We start from the raw sequence: 18,830 nt of genomic DNA on the forward strand, positions 1-18,830 counted from the left end.
AACATGCCTCAAGACTTGAAGTTCGAGACGTGATTAGCCGTAAAACCTTACCATCCGGTATGCGGTGCAACTCTAGGAGAACGTGATGCGCAATGTCGTGATAACCGGTGCAGCCAGAACCCCGATGGGCGGTTTCCAAGGGGCCTTCGAGGGGCTGACCGCCGCCGAATTGGGCGGCAGCGCGATCAAGGCGGCCCTGGGCAAGACGGATCCTGCCGAGGTGCAAGAGGTTCTAATGGGCTGCGTGTTGCCCGCGGGGCAAGGCCAAGCGCCCGCGCGTCAGGCCGGGTTCAAGGCCGGTCTGGGCGAAGAGGTGCCGGCCACCACGCTCAACAAGATGTGCGGCTCGGGCATGAAGGCGGCGATGATGGCCTTTGACCAGATCGCGCTTGGCCAGACCGATGTGATGGTCGCGGGCGGCATGGAAAGCATGACCAACGCGCCTTATGTGCTGCCGAAAATGCGCGGCGGCGCGCGGCTGGGGCACGGTCAGGTGATCGACCACATGTTCCTCGATGGTTTGGAAGATGCCTATGACAAAGGCCGCCTGATGGGCACCTTTGCCGAGGATTGCGCCGAGCGTTTCCAGTTCACCCGTGAAACCCAAGACGACTATGCGCTGGCGTCGCTATCGCGCGCGATTGAGGCCCAAAAGGGGGGTGCATTCGCGGATGAGATCGCTCCGGTCGAGGTGAGGTCGCGCAAAGGCAGCACCACGGTCAGCGCTGACGAACAGCCCGCAAGTGCCCGGCCCGAGAAGATCCCCCAGCTAAAACCCGCCTTCCGCGAGGGCGGTACGGTGACGGCGGCGAATTCCTCGTCGATCTCCGATGGGGCGGCGGCTTTGGTTTTGGCGGACGAGGACAGCGCCAATGCCAAAGGGCTGCACATCCGTGCACGGATCGTGGGCCACGCCAGCCATGCCCAAGCGCCGGGGCTTTTCACCACAGCACCCGTGCCCGCCGCGCAAAAGCTGCTGGAGCGGATCGGCTGGAAGAAAGAGGACGTCGATCTGTGGGAGGTCAATGAGGCCTTCGCCGTTGTGCCGCTGGCTTTTATGCATGAAATGGACCTTTCGCATGACATCGTGAACGTCAACGGCGGTGCCTGCGCGCTCGGCCATCCCATCGGTGCCTCGGGCGCGCGGATCATGGTGACCCTGTTGAACGCGCTGGAAAAGCGGGGGCTGAAGCGTGGTGTCGCGGCGATCTGCATCGGCGGTGGCGAAGGCACCGCGATTGCGATCGAACGCCCCTGATCCTACGGGCCGACTAGAGTATTTATGGGGGAGGCGGTTCGCCTCCCTTTTCCCGTCTGCAATATGAGTATCCCCATGACCGTCGACTACCAAACCCTCGCCAAGACCATCGCCGCCCTGACCGAGGGCGAAGACGATGCCGTGGCCCTGATGGCCACCATCGCCTGCGAGGTGCATCACGCGGATGACCGCTTTGACTGGACCGGCTTTTACCGGGTGACCGCGCCCGAATTGCTGAAGATCGGCCCCTATCAAGGCGGGCATGGCTGTCTGGTGATCCCCTTTTCGCGCGGGGTCTGCGGGGCTGCCGCGCGCACGGGCGAGGTGCAGTTGGTCGAGGATGTGGATGCCTTCCCGGGCCATATCGCCTGCGCCTCGTCGACACGCTCGGAACTGGTGCTGCCGGTCTGGAACGGGGCAGGGGAGTTGCTCGGCGTCTTCGACATCGACAGCGACCAGCCAAACGCCTTTACCCAAGCGGATGCCGATGCGTTGAGCGCGATCCTCAAGGAGAGTTTCGCCGCTGTCGCCTGACGGCCATGCTCCGCTTGATTCGGGGGGCGGCATCTGCGAGGGGAAGCCATGGATAGCGAATATAACCCGCCGCAGGACCCGTTGGTCATTCTACATGAAGACGCCGAAGTTCTGCTGGTCGACAAACCGTCAGGGCTGCTCAGCGTGCCGGGCAAGGGCGAACATCTGGCCGATTGCCTGATCGCGCGGGTGCAGGCGGTCTTCCCTCAAGCGCTGCTGGTGCACCGGCTGGATCGCGACACCTCGGGCGTGATGATCTTTGCCCTGACGCCCCATGCGCAGCGTCACCTTGGGTTGCAGTTCGAAAAGCGCATGACCCGCAAGACCTATGTCGCGCGGGTCTGGGGGGTGCCGGCGGAGAAATCCGGCAGCGTCGATCTGCCGCTGATCGTCGATTGGCCCAACCGCCCCCGGCAGATGGTCTGCCATGAGACTGGCAAACCCGCGCAGACCGATTGGAAGATGGTCAAGAACGATGGGGAAACCGCGCGCCTTCGGCTTTTCCCCAAGACCGGGCGCAGCCATCAGCTGCGCGTGCATATGCTGGCGCTTGGGCATCCGATTTTGGGCGACCCTTTCTATGCCACGGGGCCCGCGCGGGATTTTCCGCGGTTGATGCTGCATAGCGAGGAATTGCGGTTCAACCATCCGCAGGGTGGCGCATCGACGAAGGTGCGGGCCAAGGCGCCTTTTTGAGCTGCGCTCCGTGCCCGGCCTTGCGCCGTGAGGTGGGGGCGGGATTGGTATTTGAGAAAGGATGAAGGGGAAGGGGGGCCGTGGCGCTGCGGTGAAGTCGGGCTTTGTGGCGATCGGGGGGTGAAACCGGCGGGGTTTGCGATTACCTCTGACCTATCTGTTCACAGATTGACCCGGAGGATATCATGGGCTTGCGTATCAACGACACTATTCCCGATCTTACAGTCGAAACCGATCAGGGCAGCTTTTCCCTGCATGAGTTCGTCGGTGACAATTGGGCGATCCTGTTCTCCCACCCCAAGGATTTCACCCCTGTTTGCACCACCGAGTTCGGCGCCGTGGCGCGGCTTTCCGAGGAATGGGAAAAGCGCGGCACCAAGGTGATCGGTGTCAGTGTCGACGACGTCGAGGAACATAAGAAGTGGAAGGGCGATATCGAGAAGGTTGCAGGGGCCGAGGCCGGTTTCCCGATCATCGCGGATGCGGGGCTGGAGGTGTCGAAAGCCTTTGATATGCTGCCTGCGGAGGCCTATCTGCCCGATGGCCGCACGCCCAATGACAGTGCCACGGTGCGGTCGGTTTTCATCATCGGGCCGGATAAGCAGTTGAAGCTGAGCATGACCTATCCGATGAACGTGGGCCGGAACTTTGCCGAGGTTCTGCGGGCTTTGGACGGGTTGCAGACGGCGGCGAAGAACGCAGTGGCGACGCCTGCGGATTGGCAGGTGGGTGAGGATGTGATCATCCCCGCGACGGTGTCGGATGAGGACGCCAAGGCGAAGTTCGGGGCGTTCGAGACGGTGTTGCCCTATTTGCGCAAAGCGCAGCTGCCGGGCTGACCTGCCCTTAGCGATGGCCGAGCTTATGGGCGAAGGCCATCGCTTTTTCATGTAGTAACCTACGCTGTTTGCGCAGGCCATAGAGGGCGGAGCGCCGGTATTGCCCTCTGTTTCCTCCAGAACGAGCGGAAATGTCGCTGTCGAACCGGCCTGCTGTAACGAGGCTTTGGGCCGTGGCCAGCCCCATGTCGGAGCGCGTGAGGACCTGTCTGAGCATGTTATCGGCGGGGCAGAAGATAGGTTCGGAGGCGGCGAGGAACGCCTCGGCCCCGGCACGGTTCCAGATGAGCGCGTGGGCGAGCATCGGAAAGTAATGGGCGCGGAGTACCGGAATGCCTGCGACTTCGGCCATGGGGCTGGTGATTTTCAAACGGGTCGCGCCCAGATTTACGCAGTGCCAATCGGTGCGGGGGCGCAGCCATTCTATCAGCTCTGGCACGAAGGTTCGGAATCTGGGTTCAAGGGCGATGTCATCTTCGAAGACGAAGCCAAGCTCATCCCCGCTCTCTAGGAAGGCGGCGGCGGCGCGTTGGTGCGAGACGTAGCAGCCGACCTCGCCTTGGGTCATCGACCGCCCCATGAAACGCCGGGCCTTGCGATCGTCATAGGGGGCGAATTGGGCCAGATCGATCTCGCGCCCGTCGAAGGCATCCACGCGGACCGCCTCGATCTGTGCGGCGTCCAGTTCGGCCTTCGCACTGTCCAGTCGCTGGGGGGAGGCGGCCAGATTGATGACGAATCCCTTTGGGCGCTGTGACATCGATGTGACCTCATTCCTGCGGCGCGCGGGGCGATGACAGGCTTATACGGGTTAAACTTTGGGGGTGGGCCGCCCGCGCAGCCAGTTCTTGAACCGTTTGAAGGCGGAGGGCGGTTTGTGGGCGACGCTGACAAACCCGATGTGCTGGCAAGCGCCGGGTTTCAGGAAAGCGGTGAATTTACCCTGTTTGCGCAATTGGCGCGAGATGTGGCTTTCGCGTTTGAAACCGCTGAAGCCGCCGACCTCTTTCCAAAGGGAAAGCGGGGCCAGATGCGGATTGAAGGTATAGCCGTACCATTTGGGGCTGAGCGCATCCATCCGCGCATAGGGGATGCCGGCGCATTCTTCGGTGACGATCTGGGCGCGGGCCGTGTCTTCGATGAAGAAGTTATCAGTGTCGCGGAAACAGACCGAAGAGACATCGGGATGCGCTTCCAGTAGCCGTAGTGCATCGTCGAGGAAATCATGGCGGGTGAATTCCCAATCGTCTTCCATGTGAAAGACATAAGGGGTGCGCACCTTGGCATACATGGCGTCGACGGCGGGGTGGTGGCCGACCTGTTTGCCCAGATCGATGCGTTGCCCATGAGGGCAGAGCTGGTCGAAGACCGCGCTGGTTTCGGCATCGCCGAAGTCGTTGATGCCAATGATCGGCAGCTTGCGCAGCTCGGGGCCGAGGCTTTCGAGTGTTTGTTGCAAGACATCGGGGCGCAGCCCCATGGTGATGCAAATCGTGACCAGATTTTCTGCGCGCATGTCTCGTACTGCCCTGAGGGGAAACTGCGGACCCCCGGTGAGGGTCCGCAGCAGGTTTTGATTAACCCTCTGCCGCTTCTTTCTTCTCAGCAGTGATCTCTTCGCCGGTCTCCTGATCGACGACTTTCATCGACAGGCGCACTTTGCCGCGATCGTCGAAGCCCAGAAGCTTCACTTTCACTTCCTGACCTTCCTTCAGAACGTCCGAAGGGTGGTTCAGGCGGCGGTTTTCGATTTGGGAAACATGCACCAGACCGTCGCGCTTGCCGAAGAAGTTCACGAAGGCGCCGAAATCGACGATCTTCACGACGGTGCCTGTGTAGATGGCACCTTCTTCGGGCTCGGCCACGATCGAATGGATCATGTCGTAGGCCTTCTTGATCGCGTCGCCGTTCGGGCTGGCGATCTTGATGGTGCCTTCGTCGTTGATGTCGACCTTGGCGCCGGAAACCTCGACGATCTCGCGGATCACCTTGCCGCCCGAGCCGATCACTTCGCGGATCTTGTCGGTCGGGATTTGCATGGTCTCGATGCGGGGCGCGTGGACGGAGAAGTCCGCGGCGCCCGAGATCGCCTTGTTCATTTCGCCGAGGATATGGATCCGGCCTTCTTTGGCCTGGGCCAGGGCTTTCTCCATGATCTCGGGCGTGATGCCGGCGACCTTGATGTCCATCTGCAGCGAGGTGATGCCGGCTTCGGTGCCTGCGACCTTGAAGTCCATGTCGCCGAGGTGGTCTTCGTCACCCAGGATGTCCGACAGGATCGCATAGGAGCCGTCATCTTCGAGGATCAGACCCATCGCCACACCGGCCACGGCCGATTTCAGCGGCACGCCCGCGTCCATCATGGACAGGGAGCCACCGCAGACCGATGCCATCGACGAGGAGCCGTTGGATTCGGTGATCTCGGAGACGAGACGGATGGTGTAGGGGAAGTCTGTTGCCGCGGGCAGAACCGCCTGCAGGGCGCGCCATGCGAGCTTGCCGTGGCCGACTTCGCGGCGTCCGGGAGGGCCCACGCGACCCACTTCGCCGACCGAGTAGGGCGGGAAGTTGTAGTGCAGCAGGAAGTTCGATTTGAAATTGCCGTGCAGCGCGTCGATGAACTGCTCGTCGTCGCCGGTGCCGAGCGTGGTCACCACGAGGCCCTGCGTCTCACCACGGGTGAAGAGCGCCGAGCCGTGGGTCCGCGGCAGGATGCCGGTTTCGGCCACGATGTCGCGAATCTCGTCGGTGCGACGACCGTCGATGCGCTTGCCGGTTTTCACCACGTCGCCGCGCAGGATGCTGGCCTCAAGGCCCTTCATCGCGGAGCTGAGGTTCTTGTCCTCAAGCTGCTCTTCGGTGAGCTTGCTCTTGATCGTCTCACGGGCGGCAGCAACGGCGGCGGTGCGTTCTTGCTTGTCCACGATCGCGAAAGCGGCGCGCATTTCGTCTTCGCCAGCGGCTTTCACGGCAGCCGACAGATCGGAATAGTCTTCGGGCTGGAAGTCGAAGGGCTCCTTCGCGGCTTCCTCGGCCAGATCGATGATCAGGTCGATGACCGGCTGGATCTGCTCATGCGCGAATTTCACGGCGCCCAGCATTTCCTCTTCCGACAGCTCATAGGCTTCGGATTCGACCATCATCACCGCGTCCTTGGTGCCCGCGACCACGAGGTCGAGGCGCTGGTCGGGGTTGGTGCGCAGGTCTTGCATGTCGTCGATGGTGGGGTTCAGCACATAGTCGCCACCCTCATAGCCCACACGGCAGCCCGCGATCGGACCCATGAAGGGCGCGCCCGAGAGTGTCAGCGCGGCGGAGGCGGCGATCATGGCGACCATGTCGGGGTCGTTGACCAGATCGTGGCTCAGCACGGTGCACATCACCAGAACTTCGTTTTTGAAGCCGGGGACAAAGAGCGGGCGGATCGGACGGTCGATCAGACGCGCGGTCAGTGTTTCCTTCTCGGTGGGGCGGGCCTCACGCTTGAAGAAGCCACCCGGTACTTTACCGGCGGCATAGTATTTCTCTTGGTAGTGCACGGTCAGGGGGAAGAAATCCTGCCCGGGCTTTTGCTGACGTGCGTACGTCACGTTGGCCATGACGCTGGTCTCACCCAGCGTGGCAATCACCGACCCGTCCGCCTGACGGGCAACCTTACCGGTTTCCAGTGTCAGCGTCTCTTCGCCCCACTGGATCGATTTTTTCGTTACATTAAACATCTACGTTTCCTTTTTGGCCCATTGGCCATTGCATAGGGGCCGTATTGCCCCTGACTCCGGTATCTTCTTTTTCAGGCGCTGGAGTCCGGGCGCCGGATTTCAGATTGCGCGGGCATACATGTTTTCATGGCAAATGGGAAGTGTTCTGTCGCCTCGGGGCCATAAGCGGCGGGTTCTCTCCGCCGCAGCGCGCTGCGGTCTGCGCGCAACAAAAAACCTCCCGGCGGGGGCCGGGAGGTTTTGGTCGTCCTGTCACCGGAACTTCCGGCGGCTTGCGCGCGATTAGCGGCGCAGGCCGAGGCGTTTGATCAGGTCCTGATAGCGGGACTCGTCTTTGGCCTTAACGTAATCCAGCAGCTTGCGGCGCGTCGCGACCATTTTCAAAAGACCACGGCGGCCGTGGTTGTCTTTCTTGTGGGTCTTGAAGTGCTCGGTCAGCGTGGTGATGCGCGAGGTCAGAATGGCAACCTGAACTTCGGGCGAACCGGTGTCGCCTTCTTTGGTGCCGAATTCTTTCATGACTTTTGCTTTTTCTTCAGCAGTGATCGACATCGGGGTCTCCTTTCGAAAAGAGTTAAAATGGATGGCGCAGGCCGGGATGTCGTCCAGCGCAGGCCCATGGAGATATCACCCGCTGACGGAATCAGCAGGCGATGGGGGCGTATAGGAGGAATTTTCGCCTTTGGCAAAGGGTGATTTGCGCATGGGCTCCGCCCCGCCTTAGGCCGCGAGGCCGAGGTCGAAGGCTGCAGAGAGTGGGATCAACGCGATATCGTCGAGCGTGACGTTGTCCCCCGCCACCCGCGCGACGATGATATCGTCCAGCAGGACGAGGGTTTGGCCCGCATCCTCCGGGTCGGGCAGGATGGAGAGCGGCGGCTCCGCCCCGCCCGCGCTGCTGTCGTCCCAGACAAAGAGCAGCGAATCGTCCGCTGCGTGGTAGTCCGTGATCTGCGCGGCCCCGCCTTGGCCGATCCAGTCTCCCAAGGCGATCTGATCGGTGCCGTCGCCCGAGGTCACCACATCCCCGGCGCCCGCGATGATCAGGTCGTCGCCGCCGCCGCCGTTCAGGAAATCGGGGCTTTGTAGGTCATCCGCCCCGGTGAGCGTGTCGTCGCCCCAGCCGCCAAAAAGCGTATCCATGCCCGCGCCGCCGCGCAGCGCATCGTCGCCAAGCCCGCCTTGCAGGGCATCGTTTCCGGCATCGCCCTCCAGCAGGTCGTCCCCCGCCGCGCCTTGCAGCGCATCATCGCCCGCCCCGCCATAGAGAAAGTCATCGTCATTGTGGCCAAAGAGGCTGTCGTTGCCCGTGCCGCCAAACAGGTCGTCATCACCGTCATTGCCGTGCAGGGTGTCCCCGCCATCGTTGCCATGTAGCGTGTCATTGCCGTCATGCCCGTGCATGTCATCGTCGCCACCAGCGCCATGGAGCAGATCATTCCCACCATAGCCGCCAAGCTGATCGTCGCCGGTGCCGCCCTGCACCGTCTCGCCGGTATCGCTGCCTGAAAGGATATCTCCGACTGAAGTCGTGCCGTCGGGCGGGGTGTCCGCCTCCGGCATATCCTCTTCAGAAGGTGTTTCGATTTCCACGAAAGTGACGGCACCGACCGCCATCAGACCCATTACCCCAGCCAGCCACAACATCCACAGTTCCACCCGTTGATTGCTTGATGCCCCACACATCGTCCCAGCTTCAAAAGGGCATGTCGTGGCTGTAAAATCAAAGGAATAGCGGGGAAATGGTTAACGAATGCCTGCCCGCGACGGGGACTCGGGCTGCCACAGAACCGGCTCTTGTGTGTAGGGCAGGTACAGCGGATGGCGGGGATGCCCGGCTTTGGAGAGGCCGAGGTGGTAGAGCGGTTTCGCCCCCTCAGCCAGTCGTGCGGCGACGGCCAGACCGCGGCCCAGATGGGCGCCATGCACGCCCCAAGCGGCGATGATGCGGTCGGCCCAATCGGCCCCCTCGACCAGCGTGGCGTCATTGTCGGGGCCGATGGGATCGGCCGCTGCGCGCATGTCGCGCGGGTCGGTGGCGCGGAAGGCGAAGATATTGGTCACCCGGAAGCCGCCAAAGCCCAGCACCCGCGCCCGACGCTCGCAGCGCTCGACCGTCGGGTCGTTCTGCACTTCGGTCGCGGTGGAAGGGTTCAGCATCACGAACATCACCCGCGGCGCGCCTGTTTCCCAGATCCGGGTAAGGCTGTAGCGGTATTGCTCGCAGGGCGAGTAGACCGCGGTCGAAGGGGCGTCGCCCTTGGTGTGGCTGCGGGTGATCAGGGCCATTCAGCCCTCGTTCGCGTCCGACGACAGGTTGAACACCCGGCTCGGGTGCAATTCCCCCGCCTTGAAGCGGCCCACGGCGACAGGCTGCCCATCGAGCGAGGCCCAGCATTCATCGCCATATTCCACGTCATGGGCGATGACCATGCCGGGGTTGCCGTTGCGCAGGCGGGTGGCGCCTTCGGGGGTGGCTTTGACCTCGGGCAGCTCGGCCAGCCCTTCGGCCAGTGGCAACAGATAGGTGTCGAGTTCCGGTGTCCGGGCCAGCTCATCGACCTGCGCCAGCGTCAGGGCGTTGCCTGCCTCGAACGGGCCGGACCATGTGCGGCGCAATTCGCGGACGTGGCCGAGACAGCCAAGCTTCTGCCCCAGATCGCGCGCGATGGAGCGGACATAGCCGCCCTTGCCGCAGACCATTTCAAGGGTGACATGATCGGCATCGGGGCGGTCGACCAGCAGCAGGCTTTCCACCCATAGGGGGCGGGCGGCGATCTCCATCTCTTCGCCGTCGCGGGCGCGTTTATAGGCGCGTTGGCCGTCGATCTTTACGGCGGAGAACTGCGGCGGCACCTGCTGGATGTCACCGATGAAGCCGTTCAGCGCATCCTTGATCGCGGCGTCATCGGGGCGCAGGTCAGAGGTGCCGATGGCTTCGCCTTCGGCGTCGTCGGTATTGGTGGCGATCCCCAAACGTACGGTGAACTCATAGGCTTTGAGCGCGTCGGTGATATAGGGCACGGTCTTGGTTGCTTCGCCCAAGGCAATGGCCAGAACGCCAGTCGCTTCGGGGTCGAGCGTGCCTGCGTGGCCCGCCTTCTTGGCCTCCAGCGCCCAGCGGACCTTATTGACCACGGCGGTCGAGGTGGGGCCAGCGGGTTTGTCCACCACCAGCCAACCGGAAATATCGCGACCCTTGCGTTTGCGTGCCATGTCTTGCCCCTTCGCTTTTGTGGTGCTGCCCTCTATCGGAGCCGCGCCGCGCTGCCCAGCCCCCAAGCGGGGAAAAGCTTACTTTGCGGGCGTCACGATGCCCACGATCGGCCCCAAGGTGGTGAAGCCCGCCCCGCTGCGGCGGAGGCCGGGTGCGCGCAGGCGCGAGATATTGCCGTCAAAATACAGCGCGTTAGGCAGGTCCAACTCATCCCGGTAGAGCCGGGCGAATTCGTGAAAGGTGACCACATCGTTGGAAATCGCGAAAACCGCGCGTTTGCCATCTGCCGTGGTGCCAACGCCGTTCCGGATATAGCGCGAGGTGCTGTCGGGCAGGAATCGCGGGTGTAGCGCCCCGTCGATCACCAGCATCGGCCCCGATTGCGTGGCAAAGCGGCACTCGGGCTTGTCCTTGAGGTAACGCTTGGTCTCGATTACATCGGCGCGGCCCTCACGCAGGCAGAAAACACCATTGGGCAGCAGGCCGAAATTGCCGGGGCCAGCACTGTCGATCACGCCGCGCGTCTCGACCCCTTCTTCGATGTAATGCCCAACCGGAGAGCGGTCTTCGTGGTACATGCCTGCGTTCATGGCAAAACCAAGCCGCAGCCCCTGCGCTTTCAGCGCCTCGTCAAGCGAGCCGAAGAACCCATAGGGCGCGCCCGCCTCATTGTTGAGAAAGAGCCGCAGGTCGTCCCGTTCCAGATCGACTTCACAGACCGTGTAGGAACTGCCGTCAAAGGTAATGTTGCGGCATTCGGCCGCGTCCGCAGGCGTGCCTTTCAGCGCCAGAAGCGCGAATGCGATCAGGCCCGCGCGGATCACTGATCCGGCGCGCCGTCGGCACTGTCATCGGCGCCGTCGTCATCGGGGGCATCCGCATCGCGGCGCACCACCTCTTGGTTCAGCATGCGGCGGGTGTCGTCCATCCGGTCAAAGGTCTGGTCCAGCTGAAAGCGCAGATCGGGCGAGAACTTGAGCGTCAGTTTCTTGGCGACCTGACGGCGCAATTCGCTTTTGTTGCGGGCCAGCAGTTTGAGAACCTCATCCTGACCCTCCCCGCCCAGGGGCAGCACATAGGCCGTGGCGATCTTGAGGTCGGGAGAGATGCGCACCTCGCCCACGGTGATCGACATCCGATTGAGATCGGTGTCGTGCACATCCCCGCGTGCGAGAACATCGGACAAGGCGCGGCGGACGGTTTCGCCCACGCGGAGTTGTCGTTGCGACGGGCCGGGGCCCTCATGAAACTTGTTCTTTGCCATGCCCCCCATCTAAGGCTTCGGTTGCACTTTGCCAAGCGCTCCGCGACGGGCTAAACCGGCCCTGCCAGTCACGGCCAGAACCGCAGGAGACCGAGTATGACACAGACCCCCGGCATTGCCGTCACCGGCGCCTCTGGCCGCATGGGCCAAATGTTGATCCGTGAGATCAACGCCAGCGAGAAAATGCATCTGGCCGCGGCGCTGGAGCGTCCGGGCCATGACTGGATTGGCCGCGATCTGGGCGAGGCGATGGGCGGCACGGCCTCGGGCGTGACTGTGACAGACAATGCGGCAGAGGCTTTTGGCAAGGTGCAGGCCGCCATCGACTTCACCGCGCCGCAGGCCACCATCGCTTTTGCCGGTGAGGCCGCCAAGGCCGGGATCGTCCATGTCATCGGGACCACCGGCATGACCGAAGATGAGATCGCGCAGCTTGCCCCTGCTGCCGAACAGGGGGCCGTCATCGTCCGCGCTGGGAACATGAGCCTCGGCGTGAACCTGCTGACGCAGCTCACCCGGCAGGTCGCCGCCGCGCTGGACGTGGATTACGACATTGAGATCATCGAATCGCACCACAATCAGAAAGTCGATGCCCCCTCGGGCACCGCATTGATGCTGGGCGAAGCCGCCGCCGAGGGGCGCGGTGTCAAACTGGCGGATGTTTCGGACCGGGGCCGCGATGGGATCACCGGTGCACGGCAAAAGGGCGATATCGGTTTCACCGCGATCCGGGGCGGCGATATCGTGGGCGAACATGACGTGATGTTCGCCGCCGCCGGAGAGCGGATCATCCTGCGCCACGTCGCCTCGGACCGTGCGCTTTTCGCCCGCGGGGCGCTCAAGGCCGCGCTTTGGGGGCAGGGCAAAGCGCCGGGGGAATATGACATGTTGGACGTGCTTGGCCTGAAGGGCTGAGGCGCAGGCAAATTATCTGAAACTTTACCTTCCTTGGCTACGTGAGTGCCTCAGGCAACTCACCCCAAGGGAGGTTTCGATGAAGATTACCTTTGCACTGGCCGTGACAGCGATGCTCGCGGCTGTTGGTCTGCCCGCTGCGGCGGAATATGCCCGTATTCAAAATAAGTCAGACTTCATCGCCGCAGTGAATGGCAAAAGGCTAACCCGCCCGCTGGTCGATCTGCGGGTCACCTCCGGCGGGGCCATTTCCGGCAAGGGCGCGGTTTGGGAGGTCACCGGCAAGTGGTCGTGGCAAGACGGCTATTTTTGCCGCACGCTGGTCTGGGGCGGCAAGGACTTGGGCTATAACTGCCAATTGGTCGCCCGCGATGGCGCGAAACTCCGCTTTACCTCCGACAGGGGCGCGGGGGAGTCGGCGGTGCTGACCCTGCGCTGAAGCGCTTAAAAATCGACGGCGATGCCCTTCTTTTCCCAATCGCCATAGCGCACAGGCTCTGGCCCATCGCGCCCGCCAAGTTCGGTGGGCATGTCGAGCGCGGCTGCCGCCTCACGCCGGGCAGCGGCCTCGGCCAAAGCGCGCCGGGCGGCGGCGGGCAGATCGGGGCCGGGGGCTGGCGTCGGGTCTTGCGGCGTGTCGGGGATCGGTTTCGGCCCGGGTTTGGGCTGCGGGGGCAGGTCCGGCGCGGGGCTGGGCGTGGGATCAGGGCCGGGTTTGCTGTCGGGAATGGGGCGTTGATCGGGCATCATGGTCCTCTTGAGCCAAGTTCTCCCTTGATATACGTCGCCCGCTGGCCCAGACAACCCGGCAACCCCTCAAGCCAGACCCAGATAGGATATGACCATGGCAGACACAGGCGTTCAGGCCCGCAGAAGCGCGGTTTATCTGCTGGATCAGATTTTGGGCGATGAGCCGCGGCTGATGTCCGAGCTTCTTGCCGCGGGCGCGCTGGACAAGCTGCCCCCCGATGATCGGGCGCGGGCGCAGCGTCTGGCGCAGGACACGCTGCGCGGGTTGGAACGGGCGGACCGGTTGCTGCAAAAGCACCTGCAAAAGGCCCCGCCGCTGACCGTGCGCAATGTGCTGCGGGTCGGCACGGTCGAGCTTTGTCAGGGCGGGGCCGCGCATGGGGTGGTGAATGCGATGGTGAACCTCGTCTCGCAACACCGCACGCTGAGCCATCTCAAGGGGCTGACCAACGCCGTGCTGCGCAAGATCGCCGCTCAGGGGCCCGAGGCGTGGGGTGCCCTGCGCGCGCCGCGTCTGCCCAAATGGCTGCGCGGACCGCTGGCCGAGGCTTGGGGCACCGATGCCATGGCCGCGATGGAACAGGCGCATTTCGCGGGCGCACCGCTTGATCTGACCGCGAAGGGCGACGCCGCCGCGTTGGCAGAGGCCGTGGGGGGCACGCTGCTGCCGACAGGCTCGGTTCGGGTCACGGATGCCGGGCAGGTCTCAACCATGCCGGGCTTTGCCGAGGGCGATTGGTGGGTGCAAGATGCCGCCGCCGCGATCCCGGTGCGGGTGCTGGCCCCGAAGGAGGGCGAGACGGTGCTGGACCTCTGCGCCGCGCCGGGGGGCAAGACCATGCAGCTTGCCGCTGCGGGGGCGGTCGTTACCGCTGTCGACCAGTCGCATCCCCGGATGCAGCGGGTGAAGGAAAACCTTGCCCGCGTGGGGTTGAAGGCCAAGACGCTGACCAAGGATGCGCGCGCCGTGCAGGGCACATTCGACGCCATTCTGCTGGACGCGCCATGCTCCGCCACCGGCACCATCCGCCGCCACCCGGACCTGCCCTATGCCAAGGACGGATCTGAATTCGGGGATCTGATCGAGTTGCAATCCGAGTTGATCGACCATGCCTGGAGCCTGCTCAAGCCCGGCGGGCGGTTGGTGTTCTGCACCTGTAGCCTGCTGCCCGACGAGGGCGAAGTGCAGGTCGACGAAGCCTTAGAGCGGCATGGCGACATGACCGTCGACACCGCCGCGCTGGAACTGCCGGGGGTCGAGGCCGATTGGCACACCGAAGAGGGCGGGCTGCGGCTGCGCCCCGATTTCTGGGCCGATCAAGGCGGGATGGACGGGTTCTATATTGCCTGTCTGCGCAAGGACTGACCCTCACGCCTCGTCGGGTGGGGAGGGCACGGCGAGATAGGCCGCTTTCGGGATGTCGATGAGGCCGCGGAGCCCTAGCGTGGCGGCATCTGCTGCCGTGAGTCCGCCAATGGCCGCGCGCACCGCCGCGGCTGTTGCCACCGCATCGGCACCCGCTGCCGCAATATAGGGCAGGCCGGGGGTCGGGGCCGTGCGTTCCAGCACCCGCAGGTCGCCCGCGAAAGCGTCATGGCTTTCGATCAGCCGCCAAGACACCGCATCCAGCGCCGCAATATCCGCGCGTCCCTCGGCTACGGCCTTGGCCGAGGGGCGGTGACCGTGGCTTTGGCTACGCTGTGCAAACCAAAACCCCCGCGCCCGGCAATGCGCGTAAGGGGCTGCATAGCCTGATTGCGAGAACGTCTGATTGTAGGTGAAGCGCGCCGCGTGGAAATCGGAAATTGTTTCACGGGGATCATTGGCGCGGACGACGAAAACGCTGTTGTAATACCCCGGCGGGCAATCTTCGACGCCAAAGTCCGGCGTGCCGATCAGCGTGACACGGTCGTGCAGCCACAGGCGGTAAGGCATCCCGCAGGTCTGGGAGAGGGTGAGGTCGGGCGCTGTCCAGACGGCGAATTCCTCGGCATCATTGCTCAGCCTTTCCGGGGCCGGGATGCCCTGCGCGCGCAGTGCGTCACGGATCATGGCCCAGAAGCGCCCTGTCGCCTCGGCGGTTTCGGGGCGCAGGTACATCATCAGGCTGGCGATCATCGGCGGCTCCGCTTGGGGTGTTCCTGTTTAGGCCGCGCCGCCGCGCGGTGGCAAGCGTCGGTTCCCCGCCGATCCCCCGCCGCGCGGGGAAAATCCGGTGACTCATTGTGGGGCCGCGGTTATGCTGTCGCCAAACGCCAGCAGAGCGTCAGGGGCAGCTTGATATGATTAATCTTTCCAGCGTCATGGCCCGCAGGGCGCGGTTTCTGAACCGCTGGCACGCGTGGCGTGCGACCCGGGGCCGGGGGCGCGTCGTCGCGTTCACCTCTTCGCCCGAGCCGCGCACCATCGGCTCTTTCGCGCGGGGGCGGCAGTTGATGGCGGGCAATTACCTCTTTGCCGGCAGCCTGCTGACCGCGCCGCAAACCGCCATGTGGGACCTCACGCCGCCTGACCCCGCCTTTGCCGCGGAGCTGCACGGTTTTGCGTGGCTCGATGACCTCGCTGCGGTGGGCGATGCGCGGGCGCGGGGGGCGGCGCAGGCGTGGCTTTGGGGCTGGATCGACCGTTTCGGGCGCGGGCAGGGGCCGGGCTGGACCCCGGCGCTGACCGGGCGGCGGCTGATCCGTTGGATCAACCACGCGCTTTTCCTGCTGCGCGGGACCGAGGCCGAGCAGAGCGATGCCTTCTACCGATCCCTCGAACGGCAGACCCGGTTCCTGTCGAAACGCTGGCGCGGGGCGGCCCCTGGCCTGCCGCGTTTTGAGGCGCTGGCCGGGCTGATCTATGCCAGCCTGTCGCTTGAGGGGCTGGCCGAACTGGCCGATCCGGCGGTCAAGGCCCTCGCCCGGGAATGCGCCAGGCAGATCGATGCCGAAGGCGGGCTGCCCACGCGCAATCCCGAGGAACTGCTGGCGGTCTTCACCCTGCTGACATGGGCCGCCGCCGCGCTGAGCGATGCGGGCCGCAGCGCGCCCAAGGAGCATCTGACCGCGATCGAGCGCATTGCGCCGACCCTGCGCAGCCTGCGCCATGCCGATGGGGCGCTGGCGCGGTTTCACGGCGGCGGGCGCGGCATGGAGGGCTGGCTGGACCACGCGCTGGCGGCGGCCAAGGTCAGGACGCGGCAGCCCGATGGGCTGGCCATGGGCTTTGCAAGACTGTCCGCAGGCCGCACCAGCGTGATCGTCGATGCGGCAGTCCCGCCAAGCGGTGCGGCCTCGACCAATGCCCATGCCTCCACATTGGCATTCGAGCTCACCTCGGGGCGGCGGCCCTTGGTGGTGAACTGCGGCTCCGGCGCGTCCTTCGGGTTGGAGTGGCGGCGGGCGGGGCGGGCCACGCCGTCGCATTCGGCCCTGTCGCTCGTCGGCCATTCCAGCGCGCGACTGGCGGAGCCTGACCCCCATAGCGGGGCGGAGGCGCTGATCGCGGGCCCGCGCCACGTGCCCGTCGAGATCGGAGAGGCGGCGGATGGGCTGCTTTTCGAAGGCGCGCATGACGCCTATCTGCGCAGCCACGGGCTGACCCATGCGCGGCGGCTGGAGCTGACCGCAGACGGGCGCGGCCTCTCGGGGGAGGATATGTTGCTGGCGATAGAGGGGGCGGAGAAGCGGCGCTTTGACAAAGTGCTGAACGCCGCCCAGTCAAAGGGGGTCGCCTTCGACATTCGGTTTCACCTGCACCCGGATGTAGATGCCACGTTGGACCTTGGCGGGGCTGCGATCTCAATGGCGCTGAAAAGCGGGGAGATTTGGGTGTTTCGCCATGACGGCACGCATAATCTGTCTTTGGAACCGGGGGTTTACCTTGAGACAACCCGCTTGAAACCGCGCGCCGCGCAGCAGATCGTGCTCTCGGGCTATGCCATGAACTATGCCACGCGGGTGCGCTGGTCGTTGTCAAAAGCGCAGGAAACTGCGATTGGCGTGCGAGATTTGTCGATCGACGATCCCTATGCTGATGAAGACTGACCAAGGAACCAGCCCCATGCCCGACCTCTATCCCATCAAACGCGCCCTGCTTTCCGTATCCGACAAGACCGGTCTTTTGGACCTTGGCAAGGCGCTAGCGGCGCGGGGCGTCGAATTGCTCAGCACCGGCGGCACCGCGAAAGCGCTGCGCGACGCGGGGCTTGAGGTTCTGGATGTGGCCGATGTGACCGGCTTTCCCGAAATGATGGACGGGCGCGTGAAAACGCTGCATCCGGTCGTGCATGGCGGTCTGCTGGCCCTGCGCGACAATGACGAACACGTCGGCGCGATGAACGAACACAATATCGGCGCGATCGATCTGGTGGTGGTGAACCTCTACCCCTTCGAGGAAACCGTCGCCAAGGGCGCGGAATACGCCGAGGTGATCGAGAACATCGACATCGGCGGCCCGGCGATGATCCGCTCGGCGGCCAAGAACCACGGTTTCGTCAACGTGGTGGTGGATGTCGAGGATTACGCCGAGGTGATTGCCGAGATGGAGGCCAACGACGGTCAGACCACCTACGCTCTGCGCCAGCGTCTGGCCCAGACCGCCTATGCCCGCACCGCCGCCTATGACACTGCCGTCAGCACATGGATGGCGGCGCAGGTCGCGGCCACGCCGCGCCGCCGCACCTTTGGCGGCACGCTGGCCCAGACCCTGCGCTATGGCGAGAACCCGCATCAGCAGGCGGCCTTCTACACCGATGGCTCGAACGCCCCCGGTCTGGCCAACGCGGTGCAGCATCAGGGCAAGGAACTGTCCTACAACAACATCAACGACACCGACGCGGCCTTTGCGCTGGTTAGCGAGTTCGACCCCAAGGACGGCCCCGCCTGCGCCATCATCAAACATGCCAACCCCTGTGGCGTGGCGCGCGGAGAGACCCTGCTCGAGGCCTATAAACGGGCCTTCGACTGTGACCGCACCTCGGCCTTCGGCGGCATCATCGCGTTGAACCAGCCGCTGGACGGGCCAACGGCAGAGGCCATCGCCGCGATCTTCACCGAAGTCGTCATCGCCCCCGGCGCGGACGAGGATGCCAAGCGCATCTTCGCCGCCAAGAAAAACCTGCGCCTGCTAACCACCGAAGGCCTCGCCGATCCGACCGCCGCCGAACTGGCGGTGCGGCAGGTCTCAGGCGGCTTCCTTGTGCAGGACAAGGACGTGGGCCGCATCACCCGCGATGATCTGAAAGTGGTGACCAAGCGCAAGCCATCGGACCGCGAACTCGACGACTTGCTCTTTGCCTGGACCGTGGCGAAACATGTCAAATCCAACGCGATCATCTATGTCAAAGACGGTGCCACCGTAGGCGTGGGCGCAGGCCAGATGAGCCGTGTGGACAGCACCCGCATCGCCGCGCGCAAAGCCCAAGACATGGCCGAGGTGATGGACATCGACGCACCCCTGACGCAGGGCTCGGTCGTGGCCTCTGATGCCTTCTTCCCCTTCGCAGACGGTCTGATCACCGCCGCCGAGGCCGGTGCCACGGCCCTGATCCAGCCCGGCGGTTCGATGCGGGACGACGAGGTGATCGCAGCGGCGGATGAGGCGGGGCTCGCCATGGTCTTCACCGGCATGCGCCATTTCCGGCACTAAGCG

At 64.2% G+C, this 18,830-nt stretch carries 20 protein-coding genes; 9 read left to right on the forward strand and 11 right to left on the reverse strand.

Translation table 11 applies throughout. The features are described 5' to 3' along the window. Positions 1-85 precede the first annotated feature (85 nt). The 4 genes from ACGYLA_RS05055 (at position 86) to ACGYLA_RS05070 (ending at position 3,327) form a co-directional block, all read left to right on the forward strand. On the forward strand, positions 86-1,258 hold the full coding sequence (locus ACGYLA_RS05055; protein ID WP_394430800.1) for a thiolase family protein: 1,173 nt from the start codon (positions 86-88) through the stop codon (positions 1,256-1,258). Positions 1,259-1,333: 75 nt separating this feature from the next. Continuing rightward, entirely contained in the window at positions 1,334-1,792 is a 459-nt protein-coding gene (locus tag ACGYLA_RS05060; RefSeq protein WP_394430802.1) for a GAF domain-containing protein, read from the forward strand. A 48-nt stretch (positions 1,793-1,840) separates the two neighbouring features. Beyond that, positions 1,841-2,488, forward strand: a complete 648-nt coding sequence (locus ACGYLA_RS05065) for a pseudouridine synthase (RefSeq protein WP_394430804.1) — start codon at positions 1,841-1,843, stop codon at positions 2,486-2,488. 185 nt (positions 2,489-2,673) lie between these two features. Next, a complete protein-coding gene (locus tag ACGYLA_RS05070) occupies positions 2,674-3,327 on the forward strand; it encodes a peroxiredoxin (RefSeq protein ID WP_394430806.1) in 654 nt (217 codons plus the stop codon). 7 nt (positions 3,328-3,334) lie between these two features. Here the strand turns inward: ACGYLA_RS05070 and ACGYLA_RS05075 are convergent, their stop codons facing one another. The 9 genes from ACGYLA_RS05075 to rbfA form a co-directional block, all read right to left on the reverse strand. Then, entirely contained in the window at positions 3,335-4,087 is a 753-nt protein-coding gene (locus ACGYLA_RS05075; RefSeq protein WP_394430808.1) for a glycosyltransferase family 25 protein, read from the reverse strand. Between the two features lie 51 nt (positions 4,088-4,138). Beyond that, positions 4,139-4,843, reverse strand: coding sequence for a glycosyltransferase (locus tag ACGYLA_RS05080; RefSeq protein ID WP_394430810.1), 705 nt, complete (start codon positions 4,841-4,843; stop codon positions 4,139-4,141). Between the two features lie 61 nt (positions 4,844-4,904). Continuing rightward, a complete protein-coding gene (pnp, locus tag ACGYLA_RS05085; protein WP_394430812.1) occupies positions 4,905-7,046 on the reverse strand; it encodes a polyribonucleotide nucleotidyltransferase in 2,142 nt (713 codons plus the stop codon). 282 nt (positions 7,047-7,328) lie between these two features. Next, positions 7,329-7,598 carry a 30S ribosomal protein S15 gene (gene rpsO / locus ACGYLA_RS05090; protein WP_067266742.1) on the reverse strand — a complete coding sequence of 90 codons (270 nt, stop codon included), beginning with the start codon at positions 7,596-7,598 and terminating at the stop codon, positions 7,329-7,331. Positions 7,599-7,766: 168 nt separating this feature from the next. After that, on the reverse strand, positions 7,767-8,693 hold the full coding sequence (locus tag ACGYLA_RS05095; RefSeq protein ID WP_394430814.1) for a calcium-binding protein: 927 nt from the start codon (positions 8,691-8,693) through the stop codon (positions 7,767-7,769). A 99-nt stretch (positions 8,694-8,792) separates the two neighbouring features. Further along, positions 8,793-9,329, reverse strand: coding sequence for a DUF1643 domain-containing protein (locus tag ACGYLA_RS05100; RefSeq protein ID WP_394430907.1), 537 nt, complete (start codon positions 9,327-9,329; stop codon positions 8,793-8,795). Positions 9,330-9,335: 6 nt separating this feature from the next. After that, the gene (gene truB / locus ACGYLA_RS05105; protein ID WP_394430816.1) at positions 9,336-10,262 is read right to left on the reverse strand and encodes a tRNA pseudouridine(55) synthase TruB; all 927 of its coding nucleotides are present in this window, start codon (positions 10,260-10,262) and stop codon (positions 9,336-9,338) included. Between the two features lie 78 nt (positions 10,263-10,340). Continuing rightward, positions 10,341-11,087 (reverse strand): phosphodiester glycosidase family protein, encoded by a 747-nt coding sequence (locus ACGYLA_RS05110; protein WP_394409851.1) that lies wholly within the window; start codon positions 11,085-11,087, stop codon positions 10,341-10,343. Further along, on the reverse strand, positions 11,084-11,527 hold the full coding sequence (gene rbfA, locus ACGYLA_RS05115) for a 30S ribosome-binding factor RbfA (RefSeq protein WP_394409854.1): 444 nt from the start codon (positions 11,525-11,527) through the stop codon (positions 11,084-11,086). Before rbfA ends, ACGYLA_RS05110 begins: the two co-directional genes overlap by 4 nt. A gap of 96 nt (positions 11,528-11,623) precedes the next feature. Here rbfA and dapB point away from each other — a divergent pair, with 96 nt between their 5' ends. Further along, positions 11,624-12,442 carry a 4-hydroxy-tetrahydrodipicolinate reductase gene (gene dapB / locus ACGYLA_RS05120; protein WP_394430818.1) on the forward strand — a complete coding sequence of 273 codons (819 nt, stop codon included), beginning with the start codon at positions 11,624-11,626 and terminating at the stop codon, positions 12,440-12,442. A gap of 79 nt (positions 12,443-12,521) precedes the next feature. After that, positions 12,522-12,881: a dihydrodipicolinate reductase gene (locus ACGYLA_RS05125; protein WP_394430820.1), complete on the forward strand. Its 360-nt coding sequence runs from the start codon at positions 12,522-12,524 to the stop codon at positions 12,879-12,881. A 5-nt stretch (positions 12,882-12,886) separates the two neighbouring features. On the opposite strand, the gene ACGYLA_RS05130 is transcribed toward ACGYLA_RS05125, so the two are convergent. Then, a complete protein-coding gene (locus tag ACGYLA_RS05130) occupies positions 12,887-13,189 on the reverse strand; it encodes a DUF1674 domain-containing protein (protein WP_394430822.1) in 303 nt (100 codons plus the stop codon). Between the two features lie 97 nt (positions 13,190-13,286). On the opposite strand from ACGYLA_RS05130, the gene ACGYLA_RS05135 reads away from it, so the two are divergent. Next, a complete protein-coding gene (locus tag ACGYLA_RS05135; protein ID WP_394430824.1) occupies positions 13,287-14,558 on the forward strand; it encodes an RsmB/NOP family class I SAM-dependent RNA methyltransferase in 1,272 nt (423 codons plus the stop codon). A gap of 3 nt (positions 14,559-14,561) precedes the next feature. On the opposite strand, the gene ACGYLA_RS05140 is transcribed toward ACGYLA_RS05135, so the two are convergent. Beyond that, entirely contained in the window at positions 14,562-15,311 is a 750-nt protein-coding gene (locus ACGYLA_RS05140) for a phosphate/phosphite/phosphonate ABC transporter substrate-binding protein (protein WP_394430826.1), read from the reverse strand. A gap of 164 nt (positions 15,312-15,475) precedes the next feature. Here ACGYLA_RS05140 and ACGYLA_RS05145 point away from each other — a divergent pair, with 164 nt between their 5' ends. Together ACGYLA_RS05145 and purH are read left to right on the forward strand one after the other, a co-directional pair. Beyond that, positions 15,476-17,224: a heparinase II/III family protein gene (locus ACGYLA_RS05145; RefSeq protein ID WP_394430828.1), complete on the forward strand. Its 1,749-nt coding sequence runs from the start codon at positions 15,476-15,478 to the stop codon at positions 17,222-17,224. A gap of 16 nt (positions 17,225-17,240) precedes the next feature. Further along, positions 17,241-18,827, forward strand: coding sequence for a bifunctional phosphoribosylaminoimidazolecarboxamide formyltransferase/IMP cyclohydrolase (gene purH / locus ACGYLA_RS05150; protein WP_394430830.1), 1,587 nt, complete (start codon positions 17,241-17,243; stop codon positions 18,825-18,827). Positions 18,828-18,830: the final 3 nt, after the last annotated feature.

Origin of the sequence: Sulfitobacter sp. 1A13679, from assembly GCF_043557115.1 — a bacterium.
GTDB classification, from domain to species: domain Bacteria; phylum Pseudomonadota; class Alphaproteobacteria; order Rhodobacterales; family Rhodobacteraceae; genus Sulfitobacter; species Sulfitobacter faviae.

What these genes read in the sequence shown, in the direction of transcription:
- truB (WP_394430816.1), bottom strand. Translation starts at nt 10,262, where the DNA reads ATGGCACGCAAACGCAAGGGTCGCGATATTTCCGGTTGGCTGGTGGTG.
- ACGYLA_RS05075 (WP_394430808.1), bottom strand. Translation starts at nt 4,087, where the DNA reads ATGTCACAGCGCCCAAAGGGATTCGTCATCAATCTGGCCGCCTCCCCC.
- ACGYLA_RS05135 (WP_394430824.1), top strand. Translation starts at nt 13,287, where the DNA reads ATGGCAGACACAGGCGTTCAGGCCCGCAGAAGCGCGGTTTATCTGCTG.
- ACGYLA_RS05145 (WP_394430828.1), top strand. Translation starts at nt 15,476, where the DNA reads ATGATTAATCTTTCCAGCGTCATGGCCCGCAGGGCGCGGTTTCTGAAC.
- ACGYLA_RS05070 (WP_394430806.1), top strand. Translation starts at nt 2,674, where the DNA reads ATGGGCTTGCGTATCAACGACACTATTCCCGATCTTACAGTCGAAACC.
- rpsO (WP_067266742.1), bottom strand. Translation starts at nt 7,598, where the DNA reads ATGTCGATCACTGCTGAAGAAAAAGCAAAAGTCATGAAAGAATTCGGC.
- ACGYLA_RS05125 (WP_394430820.1), top strand. Translation starts at nt 12,522, where the DNA reads ATGAAGATTACCTTTGCACTGGCCGTGACAGCGATGCTCGCGGCTGTT.
- ACGYLA_RS05055 (WP_394430800.1), top strand. Translation starts at nt 86, where the DNA reads ATGCGCAATGTCGTGATAACCGGTGCAGCCAGAACCCCGATGGGCGGT.
- ACGYLA_RS05095 (WP_394430814.1), bottom strand. Translation starts at nt 8,693, where the DNA reads ATGTTGTGGCTGGCTGGGGTAATGGGTCTGATGGCGGTCGGTGCCGTC.
- pnp (WP_394430812.1), bottom strand. Translation starts at nt 7,046, where the DNA reads ATGTTTAATGTAACGAAAAAATCGATCCAGTGGGGCGAAGAGACGCTG.
- dapB (WP_394430818.1), top strand. Translation starts at nt 11,624, where the DNA reads ATGACACAGACCCCCGGCATTGCCGTCACCGGCGCCTCTGGCCGCATG.
- rbfA (WP_394409854.1), bottom strand. Translation starts at nt 11,527, where the DNA reads ATGGCAAAGAACAAGTTTCATGAGGGCCCCGGCCCGTCGCAACGACAA.
- ACGYLA_RS05060 (WP_394430802.1), top strand. Translation starts at nt 1,334, where the DNA reads ATGACCGTCGACTACCAAACCCTCGCCAAGACCATCGCCGCCCTGACC.
- ACGYLA_RS05065 (WP_394430804.1), top strand. Translation starts at nt 1,841, where the DNA reads ATGGATAGCGAATATAACCCGCCGCAGGACCCGTTGGTCATTCTACAT.
- ACGYLA_RS05140 (WP_394430826.1), bottom strand. Translation starts at nt 15,311, where the DNA reads ATGATCGCCAGCCTGATGATGTACCTGCGCCCCGAAACCGCCGAGGCG.
- purH (WP_394430830.1), top strand. Translation starts at nt 17,241, where the DNA reads ATGCCCGACCTCTATCCCATCAAACGCGCCCTGCTTTCCGTATCCGAC.
- ACGYLA_RS05130 (WP_394430822.1), bottom strand. Translation starts at nt 13,189, where the DNA reads ATGCCCGATCAACGCCCCATTCCCGACAGCAAACCCGGCCCTGATCCC.
- ACGYLA_RS05080 (WP_394430810.1), bottom strand. Translation starts at nt 4,843, where the DNA reads ATGCGCGCAGAAAATCTGGTCACGATTTGCATCACCATGGGGCTGCGC.